At 31.7% G+C, this 15,530-nt stretch carries 16 protein-coding genes; 12 read left to right on the plus strand and 4 right to left on the minus strand.

The features are described 5' to 3' along the window. The first annotated feature begins 95 nt into the window (after positions 1 to 95). The 8 genes from F1003_RS03570 to F1003_RS03605 all read left to right on the plus strand — a co-directional run bounded on the left by F1003_RS03570 (position 96) and on the right by F1003_RS03605 (position 5,995). The gene (locus tag F1003_RS03570; RefSeq protein WP_155087842.1) at positions 96 to 485 is read left to right on the plus strand and encodes a hypothetical protein; all 390 of its coding nucleotides are present in this window, start codon (positions 96 to 98) and stop codon (positions 483 to 485) included. A gap of 165 nt (positions 486 to 650) precedes the next feature. Next, positions 651 to 1,082, plus strand: coding sequence for a lipocalin-like domain-containing protein (locus tag F1003_RS03575; RefSeq protein ID WP_155087843.1), 432 nt, complete (start codon positions 651 to 653; stop codon positions 1,080 to 1,082). Further along, positions 1,072 to 1,677 (plus strand): outer membrane beta-barrel protein, encoded by a 606-nt coding sequence (locus tag F1003_RS03580; RefSeq protein WP_155087844.1) that lies wholly within the window; start codon positions 1,072 to 1,074, stop codon positions 1,675 to 1,677. Before F1003_RS03575 ends, F1003_RS03580 begins: the two co-directional genes overlap by 11 nt. A 338-nt stretch (positions 1,678 to 2,015) precedes the next feature. Further along, positions 2,016 to 2,483, plus strand: a complete 468-nt coding sequence (locus F1003_RS03585; protein ID WP_155087845.1) for a hypothetical protein — start codon at positions 2,016 to 2,018, stop codon at positions 2,481 to 2,483. 644 nt (positions 2,484 to 3,127) lie between these two features. Then, complete coding sequence (locus tag F1003_RS03590; RefSeq protein ID WP_155087846.1) at positions 3,128 to 3,943, plus strand: hypothetical protein; 816 nt, start codon at positions 3,128 to 3,130, stop codon at positions 3,941 to 3,943. A gap of 208 nt (positions 3,944 to 4,151) precedes the next feature. Then, entirely contained in the window at positions 4,152 to 4,910 is a 759-nt protein-coding gene (locus F1003_RS03595; protein ID WP_155087847.1) for a DUF6090 family protein, read from the plus strand. A gap of 167 nt (positions 4,911 to 5,077) precedes the next feature. Beyond that, a complete protein-coding gene (locus F1003_RS03600; protein ID WP_155087848.1) occupies positions 5,078 to 5,617 on the plus strand; it encodes a VOC family protein in 540 nt (179 codons plus the stop codon). 6 nt (positions 5,618 to 5,623) lie between these two features. Then, positions 5,624 to 5,995: a nuclear transport factor 2 family protein gene (locus F1003_RS03605; protein WP_155087849.1), complete on the plus strand. Its 372-nt coding sequence runs from the start codon at positions 5,624 to 5,626 to the stop codon at positions 5,993 to 5,995. 96 nt (positions 5,996 to 6,091) lie between these two features. On the opposite strand, the gene F1003_RS03610 is transcribed toward F1003_RS03605, so the two are convergent. Continuing rightward, positions 6,092 to 8,350: an alpha/beta hydrolase-fold protein gene (locus tag F1003_RS03610; protein WP_155087850.1), complete on the minus strand. Its 2,259-nt coding sequence runs from the start codon at positions 8,348 to 8,350 to the stop codon at positions 6,092 to 6,094. Between the two features lie 2 nt (positions 8,351 to 8,352). Further along, positions 8,353 to 10,332, minus strand: a complete 1,980-nt coding sequence (locus F1003_RS16900) for an alpha/beta hydrolase (RefSeq protein ID WP_235898268.1) — start codon at positions 10,330 to 10,332, stop codon at positions 8,353 to 8,355. Between the two features lie 255 nt (positions 10,333 to 10,587). Between F1003_RS16900 and F1003_RS03620 the strand changes: the two genes are divergently transcribed. From F1003_RS03620 to F1003_RS03630, 3 genes are all read left to right on the plus strand, one after another. Further along, on the plus strand, positions 10,588 to 11,622 hold the full coding sequence (locus tag F1003_RS03620) for a sensor histidine kinase (protein WP_155087851.1): 1,035 nt from the start codon (positions 10,588 to 10,590) through the stop codon (positions 11,620 to 11,622). 8 nt (positions 11,623 to 11,630) lie between these two features. Next, positions 11,631 to 12,341 carry a LytR/AlgR family response regulator transcription factor gene (locus tag F1003_RS03625; RefSeq protein ID WP_155087852.1) on the plus strand — a complete coding sequence of 237 codons (711 nt, stop codon included), beginning with the start codon at positions 11,631 to 11,633 and terminating at the stop codon, positions 12,339 to 12,341. Positions 12,342 to 12,465: 124 nt separating this feature from the next. After that, positions 12,466 to 12,936 carry a DinB family protein gene (locus tag F1003_RS03630; RefSeq protein ID WP_155087853.1) on the plus strand — a complete coding sequence of 157 codons (471 nt, stop codon included), beginning with the start codon at positions 12,466 to 12,468 and terminating at the stop codon, positions 12,934 to 12,936. A 10-nt stretch (positions 12,937 to 12,946) separates the two neighbouring features. Here F1003_RS03630 and trhA read toward each other — a convergent pair whose 3' ends face one another. Together trhA and F1003_RS03640 are read right to left on the minus strand one after the other, a co-directional pair. Continuing rightward, on the minus strand, positions 12,947 to 13,576 hold the full coding sequence (gene trhA, locus F1003_RS03635; protein ID WP_162306889.1) for a PAQR family membrane homeostasis protein TrhA: 630 nt from the start codon (positions 13,574 to 13,576) through the stop codon (positions 12,947 to 12,949). Next, positions 13,577 to 14,269 (minus strand): DUF4294 domain-containing protein, encoded by a 693-nt coding sequence (locus F1003_RS03640; protein ID WP_155087854.1) that lies wholly within the window; start codon positions 14,267 to 14,269, stop codon positions 13,577 to 13,579. It abuts the gene before it with no gap. Between the two features lie 125 nt (positions 14,270 to 14,394). Between F1003_RS03640 and F1003_RS03645 the strand changes: the two genes are divergently transcribed. Then, the gene (locus F1003_RS03645; protein ID WP_155087855.1) at positions 14,395 to 15,483 is read left to right on the plus strand and encodes a M42 family metallopeptidase; all 1,089 of its coding nucleotides are present in this window, start codon (positions 14,395 to 14,397) and stop codon (positions 15,481 to 15,483) included. The last annotated feature ends 47 nt before the right edge of the window (positions 15,484 to 15,530 follow it).

Genomic DNA, 15,530 nt, shown 5'->3' on the forward strand with positions numbered 1-15,530 from the left:
TGGCAAACATTTAAGAAAACCCGAAACCCGAATTGAAAAAAAGACATTTAATAATAATTTCGATTTTACTAATTATACTTTCCTTTTGGTTCGGAATGAAAGTAGAACGTGAATTTGCAAGTTGGGACGAAATAGGAAAACCAGTATTTGAAAGGGAACAGATTTACTTTCCGAATAAAAAAAGCTCTCTGTACCTGAAAAGTAAAAATTGGGGATTAACGGCTGACCATAAAATTTCTGTGATTTCTACAAAAAGAGAAATGGAATTTCAACCTGACTCAATATCTGAATATATTTTTCACGGATTTGGCGGAATTATATACAAAACAGAAAATGATACTCTGAAAATCTACTCAACTCAAAAACCGAAAATCCCACCGAAATTTGAATCAGAAATTAAAGTGGAAATAATAGAAATTAAGAATAATCCTGAATGGATTAAACTGAATGAAAAAATAAAAAGCGAATACCGAAAATTTGAATAAAAAACGATTTGCCAACAACGTGTATAATTCATTGCTAGTACTAGCCTACTTGGAAATTCCTTCGGAATTTCCTCTGGTTCGTTTTAGTTTACTAATTTAGTTGCTGAAACACGCAACTAATCATACACAAACACGTTACAAACAATTTAAACCAAACTTTACGAAATGAAAAAACCTAAATTACTATTTGGAATCTTAATTGGATTTCTAATTTTATCTTGTTCATCCGATGATGATTCTAACAATACCAATCAGGACGATTTGGTTGGAACTTGGAATCTTATATCAATCGAAAATCAAGGAATCGATAATATAGTTATCGACTGCCAAACCGAACAGAATATTATTTACAATTCAAATAATTCAGGTACGGAAAAAGCACCAGAAGAAATCTCACAAACACCTTGCGAATTCAATACTGTTCCTTTCAGTTGGACAAGAAACGGAAACCAAGTAACTATAACAGTCGACCAAGAGGGAACTTTCGTAAATGAGATATTATTGATAACTGAAAATAATTTGGAAATAGTAGTTACAGAAATGAACGGAACACCAGTTCCACAAAACGAACAAGAAATATTTAAATATGAGAAATAGAATTGCATTATTTATTGTGTTCATCATCTGTTTTACTTCAAGTTATTCGCAAACTAAATTTGGTGCTACACTTGGGTTGAATACCTCACGGTTTACAGACGGATTTAAAACTGTAAATGGTTCTTACTTTAATTTCTCATCGACAGGTTTAAGTATAGGTGCATTTGCCGAATTTGAAATTAGCGAAAAGATTAAGTTTTACCCAAAAATAATCTATAATCAAATTGGCGACCGAGAAAAAGATTTTGGAAACGTAGAAGAACGTGGACTTGACATCAGTACAATTGATTACAAATTGGATTATCTGTCAATTCCTTTAAACTTTAGATTTTTTAGTAAACCATATTTAACCGTTGGACCACAAATTGGAATCTTACTATCAGAAAAAGCAGAGAGTTTGGATTTAGGCGATGTAAAAACAAGCGTTGATTTTGGTGGTAATTTTGGAATTGGCTATCCAATTCAAGATTTTAGAATTGAGCTAACATTTTATCAAGGATTTAGCACATTACTCGAAATTGAACGTGAATTTAATGACGACATTGGCACTCGAAATACCTATGTGAATTTCAGTGTTGGATATATAATAAAATAAAAACTGTTTGTAACAACGGCTATAGTTCATTACGGCTGAAATTCCTAATCGGAATTTCAAGCCTTTTTGCTAGTTTTATGGTTACGGCGGAATGATACTCGCGTACCATTCCGTAACGAAACCATAGCCAAAACCGTTAACCGCAATAACCTCAACCTCAGCATTTTGAAAAATCACCGAATGTTTTCGTTGGGATTTTCAAAATGCTGAGGCGTCGGATACGTGTTACGAAACTCATTGCATTCCGTTTCACCATAACACTAATTGCGGTTAACGAATGGCGTGTAACTAAAAAATAGCCCGAGCACCAACTCTGTTGGTGACTAAATATCTTTAATATGTTTGAAAACATAAATGAACTTATTGAGTTAAACCTTACCAAAATATCTGAATCACCAAACCGCTTGATTTTTATGTATGAATTAGTGGACTTAAAAAACAATGACCTTAATGATTTTAACAAAATGAATAAACTTGCAAAAGCAATGCAAGACAGAGGTTTAGTTGATTTTATAAATGAGCGTCTTGATTTAAAAGAACATGGATATGAGGTATATAAAAGTGGTGGTTGGATTAAGTTCAATAATTTACAATCTGAAATTGAAAAATCAGAAATCGAAAGAACTAAATACAAAGGTGATTTAGAATTAAAGATAAAAGTGCTACAACGTGACAGTCTTGAATACCAACAGACAATTAGAAATCTTGAAGAGAACCTCAAAATTTCAAGTTTGCTAAAAAATTGGTGGTATCTCATCGCAGCTTCGATAGCACTTGGTACAGCCATAGGAGCATATCTATTTTAAAGATTATAATATAACAAGACGATATACCAATCCACGAAAATATCGTTTTGCAGTAGTCGTTCAACTTATCAAGTTTCTTTATTGTTTTTGATTTTATTTTTACTTTCATAATCATTAACTTTACAATCATAGTGCAGTGCGTGCTAATTACTGCGTTTAACAAAGCGTATAATTTATTGCTACGCAAGGGCTATTTTTTAGTTTGTTGCTTACTTGTTCTCGGTATTCTAAAGCGAGCTTTGAATCCCTTCACAAACGCAACAAATCATACACGCCATTCGTTAGCCTACAATAGCCCATCGAGGGCACGCAATCAAACCAGTAAAAATTAAACACTACCTTTTTCAAAATTAGGTGCTTTCCTAATGTCAATTATCGAGGCGCAATTATCATATTTCTTATCAAAATAAATTTTAGCCATAATAATACTATCAGCATTTACACCAACAGTAGTTATAACGCCTCTTAATGTCAAGTATCTAAATTCATATACCATAATGTTTAATTTTTAATAGTTTAAAAGATTGCTTATTGTAGGCTAACGGGCAACTTATGGCTACGCATCGGCAATCGTATGTTAATATTTATTTAATTCAATTCTTATCGCTAGGCAACAGATAGCTAACATTTTGTAAAGCTTATAGATGCGCAGCTCAATCGGCTTTAACGTGTCTGCTGCGCATCCACAAGCCTTACAAGTTGCCCGTTGTAACCAATTTATGAAAAAAATACTCACAGGAATTACATTTATTCTATTACTGACGCAATGTTCAAGAGAAAACATAGCATATAATTCAACTTTAGTATTTAATGGAGAATTGATTTCTCAAACCATATCACTTTGGAAAGATGGAATCAAATCCAAAGATAGTTTCACATCTGGCAGAATAAGTCAATTTAACAAAGACATGTCCATTTTTTATCAAGAAAACCGTGGTGGTTCAACAAAAGAATTAAATCCGTTTTACTACAGTTCTGTAATTCCATACTACCATGGAAATGAAAATAGAATAAAGCCTTTGATATTGGATTCATACCTAGAAAATAGTAATACTACTATAAAAGATAGTATTACGTATAATAAAGAAATAATTTTTGAAAAAGATAAATCAATTTTGATGTCTTCGAACATTAGAATTACTCTTTATAAAATTAATTATCATGAAAACGATACATGGTTTGTCGGAAAAATTAATCACGATGAAATTTATCAAAATTCAGTTGATTATTCTATGCCTGTATTCACCTATAAATATTCAATAAAAAACAATCGAATTTCATCTTATTTAACGTGTAATATCAATTATGAAATTGAAGGAAACCAAAACACTTTTTATATCAAATTAAACGATATTGATGTAATTAATGATAAGGTTGAATATGAGGATTTTACGAAAGAATATCTTAGTGACTTATCCGAGAATTTGAAAAATTTAAACATAAACGTTTTCTATAAATAAAAAACTGGTTACAACAAAGTACTGTGGTAAAAAAACAAGCAGTTTTAACCTAATTTAATCAATTGTAAACTTAAGCCGTGTATAATTAATTGCTTTGGTCGTTGCCTACTTGGAAAATTCCTTCGGAATTTTCTCGCGTTCGTTTTTGTTTACTAAATTAGTTGCTTAATCACGTAACAAGCCATACACAAACACGCTAGCCTTAATTATGAAATTCTTAAGAAAACTGAGATATAAGTCCTTAAAAAATTCCAAATTATCAAACTATCTCGGATATGCTATTGGTGAAATTTTATTGGTTGTTATTGGGATTTTTATTGCGATTCAAGTCAACGAAATTTATGAACAGAAAAAACAAGATACTGAGGGAGATAAGATATTAAGATCTCTATTAACAGAATTCAAATTAAACCAAAGCCAACTTGATGGCTTAATATCAGATTACATATGGGTTTATGATTCTGCAGATTACTTGATTGGAAATTATGGCGAACAACTTAACGAAATACCACGAAGAACACTTGATTCATTGATGGGCGGCATTCTATATGTGCCTGAATACTATCCATCTGAGAGTGTTTATAATTTAGCGATCAGTACAGGTAAATACGATTTGATTAAAAACGATTCCTTAAAAATTGCTATTTCAAACACCATTGGGTTACTACCGCTTTATAAAATGACTTCTAGAAGGGTTGAAGATGTTACTTTTAACAGACTTCATAAAATAATTGATGATGAAGGCTATTTGATGAAAGATATCTTGGGCGGTAGATTGACCAGTTTTGGAAAATATCGTGAGCAAACTCCCAAACACGACTACAGCTCTATTTTCGAAAACATTGAATTTGAAAACACTTTGGAATTAAGAAGAATTTGTACTGCTGATATTTTAGCAGTTTCAAGAATGATTAAGGAGAGTCAGGATAATGCTATTTTTAAAATAGAAAAAGAATTGAACAAATAACTAAGGCTAATAATGGCTATTAGTATTGGTGCTGTTCTCTCCTATTTCTAAAAATTATAGCGGAATTTTTAACTTGGTGTGTTTTCGCGATTTTTTTCAGACTTTTAATTCAGATAATTTCGAAAAATTCAACTTGTAAGAAACGCTGTATACCAAAAACCCAAGAAATGAAAAGAATTACATCCTTACTAATCATTACACTACTTATATGCAATTGTTCTGACGTTAAGCACAACAATGAGGCTAATGAAGAATTAATCGCATTAAGAGCAGAACTCGATAGCTTAAAAGCAGAATCGTTAAACGTCACCAAAGGGCAAATTGCGACGTTTTTAACCTTTCAGGATAACAATGCAGAAAACGCTATGAATTTTTATGTGGACTTGTTCGATAATTCCAAGATCATAAATGTGCAACGTTGGGAAAAAAATGGCCCTGTTGAGGAGGGGAAAATTATGCATGCCACGTTTAGTCTAAACGAAAGCCTTTTTATGTGCAGTGACAGTCCGCCAATACATAAATGGGGTTTTACGCCTGCGGTTTCCAACTACATTGATTGCAAGGATGAAAGTGAACTTAAACGGTTATTCTCAAAACTGTCCGAAAACGGAGAAGTGACCATGCCTTTGAACAATTATGGTTTTAGTCAGAAATTTGGTTGGGTCATAGACCAATTTGGTGTGTCTTGGCAACTGAATTTTAATTAAATAGTAATGACCAAAAAAGAAATAGCACTTAAATATTTAGACTATTTACAGCAAGGTGACATCCACAAAGTGGTTGAATTATTTAGTGTAGATGGCATTGTGGATTCTCCTATTTACGGCATTAAAAGGGCAGATGAATTCTACTTACAGTTAAATAACGACACAAAGCGTTCCGAACTCAATCTTAAAGGTATATTTGAACAACAAGACTCCAATAACCTAGCACTTTACTTCGGCTACAAATGGACTTTAAAAAATAATGCCAAAGTAGAATTTGACGTTGTTGATATCATTGAGTTTGATTCTGAAAATAAAATCAAAACATTGAAGATTATTTACGATACCGTTGCTTCGAGAGATAAAGTTGAGGCTTTATAAGGTTAATGTCAGCTTGTAGTCTTTGTAAACGAAAGCAAATTGTGACGGTTCGCATAAGCAGTTAATAAAGAATTAATAACTACGGAAACGTTATTATCACTTCTCCAGATCTAATATCAATTGTTTGATGCGTCTAATTTCATTTTCATTTGAATTAAATTCCAACGATTTTTTGAAGTATTTTATTGCTTCTTGAGACTTGCCAGCATTGCTATATGCATAAGCTAACATTTCGTAAACTGTATTTGATGTTGGGTAATTATTAATATTTAATTGAAACAAAGTATAAGCCTCTTCTCGTTGGTTATTATTGAATTTTGCCCATGCCACTCTGTTAATGACATTTTCTGGTGGTAAAAAACTTACACCTAAATTAGTTGATAGTGCTTCATAATGTTGCTGTATTTCTTGCAGAGACTTGTCGATTATATCATCTAATACATAATCTTGAAAAATAAATAAGAGCCCATGATAAAGGCTTATTAGAGGAACACTATTATGGTTTTCGTCTTCAAAAACATCAAATTCCACATTTCTATAAGAAACATTTGAGTTTTTGAGTGTCGCTATAAATAGCTCGTGATTATTTCTCATATTAGCTATCTTCCCATTAGTTTTCTCATAGCTATCAGCACCAGAAAAATAGAATTTTTTGTGCTTTATTTTATTAGTTATTAATGTGTCTATTTTTTTTACTATGTAATGCTCGTCCCACCAAAAACTGGGATCCATTGCTATGTACGATTTAAAAACGCTATTATTTAAATAAGCCTCTGCAGCCATCAATCCGCCTAATGAGTGGCCAACTAACATAGCATAATCTTTTGTCCTATAGTTTATTTTAACCTCAGGCAATACTTCTTGTTCTAGGAATTTTAAAAATAATTTTCCTCCACCACTCGTTTCTTGCCATTGGGAGTTATCCTTACCATTATAGCCAACAAGAGATTTTGTTGGTGATAAATCCCTTGTTCTATTGTTTTCTGTATTTACGGCAACAACAATCATTTCTGGTATTTGCCCTTCTTTACTCATTACTTCTATTGTAGTCATTGCATGGTGTAAGTGATAGTTGCCATCAAGAATTAGCATTATTGGGTAATCATTCTTTGCTCTATTATAAGATGGAGGTAAGCCTACTGTAAACGATCTTATTTCTTTTAATTTTTCAGATTTTATAGTGTGTTTAATTGTAGGTAAAAATATATCTATTTCGTTTTGCTTACTTATGTTTTCATTAATACTATTTGATTCTGAAGTCCTTAGCTCTAGTGCCTTTTTATAATTTATTTCTGCAAAGTTATCATTACCCAACGCTTTATACGCCTCACTTAACTTTTCATAATTAATAGATGAAGGGTAATTTAAGGTATTCATTTCTAAAAGGGAGATAGCGCCATTATTATCATTACCTAGATTTAACTTGTATTCTGCAATTTTCTGTATTAATTGATCGGGTGGTAAAATCTCTTTTCCTTTTTTTATTGATAACCGGCTGTAATGATCTGTAATTTCGTCTGATGTTTTGTTGTAGATGTTATCGAGCATAAAATCTTTAAAAACAAATTTGATACCGTTATACCAGCTCATATAAGCAGATGTGCCATGGTTCTCATTTTCAAAATAGTCTAACTTAATATTTGAGTATGCAACACCAAGTTGTTTTAAACGTGCATAGAACAATTCTTGTGCATTTCGCATAAAAGTGACCATGCCCTCATTTCTTTCATAATTATCTGCACTTGAAATGTATATTTTTTTGTTTTTAATTTGTTGTACCACATCACTATTAATTTCATTTACGACATATTGATTATCCCACCAAAAACTTGGGTCTGAAGCTATAAATCCACTAAATGAACTATTAGTTATATAACTATATCCTACAAAAAGCCCTCCCAATGAATGTCCTGCTAGTACATTATAGGAGTTTGTTCTAAATTTACTCTCTACTTCTGGTAACAGTTCGTTTTCTATAAACTTTAAAAAGTTTGCTCCACCGCCACCATTCATATTATTAAAGGTTATAGAAGTTGGAGTTAAATCTCTCGTTCTATCTATATTGGGTATAGCTACAATAATGGTTTCTGGTATTTCATTCTGCTTGCTTAAAAATTCTATAATTCCAGAGGTGTATAAAAACCTATAATCTCCATCAGTTAATACTAATACAGGATATTTTGTTGATGATTCACTATAGGTCTTAGGTAAGGCTACGATATAACTTCTTTTTTCATTTAAAATCTTAGAGCTTATACTGTATTCTGTGCCTATTTTTAATTTATTATGATTGTTTTTTTGACCAAACGTGTAACTTACTACTAATAAAAACAAACAGGTTATTTTAGCTTTCATATTTAGTTGTTATTATTAGCTAGTAAAAATTCTAAAGGAATATATAATCGTCTACTCCATGATGCTTCAGAATGGTCATCTCCTTTAAATTCTTTTGTAATCCAATTTTTAATTGTGTAACCCTTCTTGTTCATAGTCTTGTCTATTTTAGTTTGATATGGTTTATACAAACTATCAAGCCCTACAGTACCATAATCAAAATAAAATTTATGATTCTTTGGTTCTGGCAAATTGTTAATTAAGTATTGATTGAACGCTAATGGAACCTTATCTCCCTTTACATTTACATCTCCAACCCAATGTGTAGATATACAAGCTGCTCCACCATACACATCTGGATATTCGGATATGGCGTACATGGATATTAACCCTCCCATACTAGAACCTGCAATAAATGTATTTTGCATATTTGTATGGGTTGAATAATTTTTGTCTATGTATGGTTTTAGCTCTTCTACTAAAAATTTTAAATAATTATCAGCTTGTTGCTTTCCTTTCAAGTCTGTTTTAATAAGATTGTCTTTTAATTCCCTATCAAGATAGTTGATTGGTTTTTGGGGAAAATATTCTGAATGCCTATACGCTCCATTATTCCAAACACCTACTACTATTGTATTTCTTATTTTTCCGTCAAAGATTAATCTTGCTATAGTTTCGTCCACTTTCCATTCTTGATTATTCCATGTTCTGGTAGAGTCAAAAAGCATTTGTCCATCGTGCATATATAAAACAGCATATCTTTCAGAATCATTATAATTTGGAGGTAACCAAACATCTATATTTCTAGAGTCAACATAATTGGATTGAAAGTTTTTTACTCTATCTATTTTACCATAGGTTACCGTTAAGTTGGGAATTCTAGTTATGTCCTTGTAACGTTCTTTAAGTTTTATTTTCGATATTGTAGCTTCCCAATATTGTTTTTTTGTGTCATAAGGTTCATGCCAATATGGGTCTGGTATTTGCTTTTTTATTTCATTCCACGATTTATTTTTAAAAAAATCTTCATCGATTGAGCAATCTTCCATTTTATGAAACGGAACTAAAAAAATATATCCATCAAACAAATCTCCTATTGTAAAATCATTATAGCAATTACTAAACCAACTATCTTCTTTTAACTTACCTATTGGGCTTTTTCCTAAATCGAAACCCAATGGTTCGTTAGACATTAGTTTAAAAACATTTTCAACCTCACCATTTGCCGGAGATAAAAAGAATGGGCTTTTATTGGGGAAATTATATATTGGTCCGTGTAAAAAAACAGAAAAAACTTGATCTTTATACTCTTCATAAAGTAAATTGCCCAAGCTAACTTTTCTATAAGTACAATTACCATTGGTGTCTTTTACGCCTTGTGAATACCGTGTAAAGGCATGAGGAAGACCACATAATATCAGGCCTTTTTCGCCTTTACCTAAAATTTCTTTTATAACAACATTTTTTCTAAACTCATTAACTTCTCCTTTATGAAATACTCCTGACATTTCATCTCTAGAACCATTGTAAGCCGTCCAATCATATTGATAACTTAAATTTACTATTCTAAATTTCTTTGATTTTTCGGGTAGCGATTTATTGAATGACCATGCTGTTTTTAAAATGTCCTGATACTCTTGGTAAGGCCATCCTACGTTATAGAAAAACATTAAATCTCTTGATACCTGAGCGTCAAAATTTTCTCCTAATATTAAGTTGTCTAATTCTTTTTGCTTCTCATAGGCTCCAAATTCCATACCTATGTTGTAAACTCCGGCTTTATATAATTTTGGAATTATCTGGGCAACAAAATTCAAATTGTTTTTAACTACATGGTCTTCACCTAAAAGAATTAAATTCTTTTCTCTAAACTTATTGATAATGTATTCTGATGGTTCTAAACCGTTATCCTGAAGATATTTTATTTCTTTATGGTAATTGACTTCTTGTGAACGAGCAATTAAACAAAATAGAATAGAAACAACGAGAAATTTATATTTCATGATAACTAGTTTTTATTTAGAACATTGATGTAACTCTAATACAATCCTATAAAAAATTAAGCGCTATTCAAAAAACAAATAATCAAATAACTTAACAATAGGACAGACAACAGTTAATACGCAATTAAAAGGCATACCTTTCATTTTAGACGTTTTACACACTACAAAGTGCTTTATTCATAATATAAAATGTTGTTTGTCCTTATTGTTTTCATTCATTGATTAAATTTAGAGTTTTACTATTAAATACATCATATGAATTATTTAATTGATAATGGCCTATTGAAAAATAGAATATTTAGACATGTTCTTTATTGGGTGGCGTTTAATTTATTCTTTGGTTTTATTTGGGGAACTTATGATTGTAATTTTTCTAAATCGATTATTATAGAGTTGTCATTACTACCTTCAAGAATTTTGCTTGTTTATATGACACTTTATTACCTCATTCCAAAACTCGTCTTGAAGAAAAAAATAGTTTCTTTCTTAATTTCCTATTGCGTCCTTTTAGTTTTCATTACGATTTTTATTCAAAAACCTATTCTTTGGTATGTTGTAAGGCCCTACTATCTTATTGATTGGAAAGAAGAAGATTATTTGTCCGTTATCAGTGTAGCAAATACACTTTTTGATATAAATCGCGCTGCCATAATTCCTTTAATTGTAGCGTTTTACAGAATATATTACACTAATCAGAAAAAACTTTTGATATTAGAAAAGGACAAGTTAAAATCTGAGTTAACCCAGCTTAAAAACCAAATACATCCACATTTTTTATTCAACACGTTAAACAATTTATATTCACTAATTCTTAAAAAGTCAGATAAGGCAGAAGGTGCTATTTTAAAACTTTCTGATTTAATGAGGTATATGCTATACGAAACAAACCTAACTAAAGTAGAATTAAACAAAGAAATCAACTATTTAGAAAATTATATCTCATTAGAAAAACTTCGATTAGAAGAAAGTAATAATATCAACTTTACAAGCAACGTTGATAGAGAATATAAAATAGCCCCTTTTATTTTAATCCCTTTTATTGAAAACGTTTTTAAACATGGTGTTACAGACTATCGCAACAATGAGCCTTATATTTCTATAATTGCAAAAAACAACATGCTTACACTGCATACGGTGAATGATAAAAGAATAAAAGATGATGAAGATAACGGTGTTGGACTAGAAAATGTAAAAAAACGATTAGGTTTGTTATATAAAGACAAATACAGTTTAGAAAAAAGAGAAACCGACTCTCAATATGAAATAATTTTAAAATTAAATCTTAATTAAAACAATTTATGAAAAAGATAAATTGCATTATCGTAGATGACGAACCTTTAGCCAGAGATGTAATTGAAAATTATATTTTGAGAGTTGAAAGCGTTAACTTAATAGCATCTTGTAAAAATGTTTATGAAGCTTTTAATAGTCTTCAGAAGCATAAAATAGATTTAATTTTTTTAGATGTACATATGCCAGAAATAAATGGAATTGATTTTTTAAGGGAGCTTAATCAGTCACCAGCAGTCATATTTACAACGGCACATTTAGACTATGCGGCTAAATCCTACGATTTAGGCGCCATAGACTATTTAGTAAAGCCTATTGAATTTACGAGATTTTTAAAGGCGATCAGTAGAGTGTTTAAGCATATTGACTACCCTGTAACTATAGATAATAAACATTCTAACCAATCAGAGGACTTTATTTACCTTAAAACAGAAAAAAAATTACAGAAAATCTTTTTAAAAGATATTCTATATATCGAAAGCTCAAATAATTACATAAAGGTAAAAATTACTGATAGAGAAGTTATTGCTCATAAAAAAATATCTGAAATTTATGATTCACTACCTAAACATAAATTCATAAGAGTACATAGATCCTATATTATATCAATAGACCACATTGACTCGTTTTCACCAGTTGAGATAGAAATAAAAAAATTCAAAATACCTGTAGGTAGAAAATATCGAGAAAATGTTAAAACTCAGCTTGGTTATTATTAAACTTACTAATATATGAGAAAGTATATTATCTGTGCATACATGGTTTAAGGGATTGCACATTTGAACTGTCTCAACAACAATCCAATTGCGACGATTTGCATAAGCAGCTATTAATGAATTTATTATGAAACCAACACAACAACTAGCCACACACCTACACCAAGTATATTTTGGTGGTAATTGGACGGCTTCAAACCTTAAAGACCAATTAGAAGATATTACATTAGAAATGGCAACCAAACCAGTTAAAGGTTTGAACACCATTCTTGCTTTAAGTTTTCATATTCACTATTACCTAAAAGGTACAATGGCTGTTTTAAAGGGTGGAGATTTAACGATTAGAGATAAATATAGCTTTGACCATCCCAATATTAAAACTGAAGATGAGTGGCAAACTTTTAAAAGTACGATGTGGGAAGAGGCCAAGGAATTCATTTCACTTATAGAAAAACTAGATGATTCTAAACTCGAAACCTTTTTAGCTGAAGAAAAATATGGCACTTACTTTAAAAATTTAGTAGGCATTATTGAACATACCCATTATCACTTAGGACAAATTGCTATTGTTAAGAAATTGGTTTCTAAAATCAACTGATTATTTTATTTTAAATCACATACCAGAAAATCATAAAGAAGTGGCAAATAGCTCCTGCCAAGACAAATAAATGCCAAATGACATGGTTGTAAGGTATTTTTTCAAAAACATAAAATACAATACCAACGGTATAAAATAGACCGCCTGCCATTAACCAAAATACACCATCAGGCCCGAGCGCTTCCGCTGTGTTTGTATAATCAAAAACGATGAGCCAGCCCATCACCAAGTATAAAAGTGTGGAGAAAATTTCAAAACGACCTGTAAAAAAGAGCTTTAAGACCATACCAAAAGCCGCAATGCCCCAAACGGTCCAAAATAATGGCCAGCCCAAACTATCCCTCAGCAAAATCAACAAAACAGGAGTATATGTTCCTGCGATTAATAAATAAATGCTAATATGGTCAACAATCCTAAAATAATGCTTGCGCCTCTCCCCTTCTACAGCATGATAAAAAGTAGATGCCAAAAACAAAACAATAATGGAAATACCATAAAAGATAACACTAAAAAGACTCCATGGCTTTGTAGTATCATCTGCGTAAACGATAAGTAGTATCAATGCTACTATTCCTAACACTGCACCTATACCGTGCGACCAAGAATTTAATTGTTCTTCGAGTTTAGATTGGGTACGCACTTACTGTTGAGCTTTATTGAGTTTCTTTTCTGATTGAGACCACTTATTTACGCAGGCATAAAAGTCGATATCAAATGCTGGTTTTTGACGTTCTAACTGCATATTCTGAAATGCACGCTGTAAAATATCCTCTATTAAATAATCTTCTTCTTCGTTAATAGGACTAAATTCTTTTTTAAGCGAAATATTAAATAGGCTTGCTGTGTTGTTAAACCAAAAGGCACGCCAACCACTTCGTAATTCCTTAATAAGTTCAAAGGTAGTTTTACCGGTTTGCCGATGTATCAACTTTACCAAAATTTGCCCTTCTGTTTTAGTCAATTTCTTAAGTTCTGCAGAGAATTCGTCTTCAATATATTTCTGAATCACCTTTGCATACTTCTTTTTATCGCGTTTGCGCTCTAACTGATCGAGGCGTTTTTGTAAAGTTTCCAAGCGGTCTGCAGCCAATTTGGCATAAGGATATACCTTTAGGGTTTTTCGTCTTAGTATGATATATCGTATACGTGCATCCCTATCTTTAAAACTTAAGTTTGGAAGCATTAAAACCTCATCCAATTCTACCTCAGTTACAGGTATGGAATCTCCTTCAATAATCATGTAATGGACTATTGTAGAATCTTGCTTCACAGGATCTTCCTGAGCGAAAACCAAAGCAGAGAACAACAACATTATGTAGGTAATATGTTTCATGTTTAATATCACTTCCAAAACCGTTCCAAAGAACAATTCTTCTTATTTTCAAAATTAAGAATTAATACTACCACTAACCTTAAATTCGTATTAATATTATTATTTTAGGGAAAAATTTTACAAGAATGGCTAAACAACAATTACTGAACAAAAAGTCAATAGACTTTTTAGAAAAATATTTAAATAACGCATCACCGACTGGCTACGAGTGGGAGGGACAAAAAATATGGATGGAATACCTTAAACCTTACGTCGATGAGTTCATTACCGACACTTATGGTAGTGCTGTTGCTGTGATAAATCCAAAAGCTAAATATAAAGTCGTTATTGAAGGCCATGCAGATGAAATTTCTTGGTACGTAAATTATATTTCAGACAAAGGCTTACTCTACGTTGTACGTAATGGAGGAAGCGACCACCAGATTGCACCTAGTAAAATAGTGAATATCCATACCAAAAACGGCATTGTAAAAGGTGTTTTTGGTTGGCCTGCAATACATACCAGAAACAAATCAAAAGAAGAGCCACCAAAGCCTGACAATATTTGTATTGATATAGGTGCCAAAGACAAAAATGAAGTTGAAAAAATGGGAGTGCATGTAGGTTGTGTTATTACCTATCCTGATGGATTTCATATTCTAAATAAAGACAAATTTGTCTGTCGTGCATTAGATAATAGAATGGGTGGTTTTATGATAGCTGAAGTAGCGCGTTTACTACATGAAAACAAAAAGAAACTCCCTTTTGGACTTTATGTTACGAATTCAGTTCAAGAAGAAATTGGGTTGAGAGGTGCGCAAATGATTACTGAAACCATAAAGCCAAACGTAGCCATTGTAACTGATGTAACTCACGATACCACGACTCCAATGATAGAACCAAAGAAACAAGGCTTGGCAGAAATTGGTAAAGGACCTGTGGTGGCCTACGCTCCTGCTGTGCAGCAAAAATTGCGGGACTTAATTACCGATACTGCTGAAGCCAAGAAGATTCCGTTTCAACGTGCAGCACTATCTAGAGCCACAGGAACAGATACAGATGCTTTTGCTTACAGTAATGGAGGTGTTGCTTCTGCCTTAATTTCGCTTCCTTTACGTTATATGCATACAACTGTAGAGATGGTGCACAAAGATGATGTAGAAAACGTTATTAAGTTGATATACGAAACACTATTAAAGATAAAAGACGGAGAGACGTTTAGTTATTTTAAATAAAACATAAGCCTCATTTTTTGAGGCTTTTTAAATATCTTATAAATTAT

It is taken from the genome of Winogradskyella ouciana (assembly GCF_009709615.1).
GTDB classification, from domain to species: domain Bacteria; phylum Bacteroidota; class Bacteroidia; order Flavobacteriales; family Flavobacteriaceae; genus Winogradskyella; species Winogradskyella ouciana.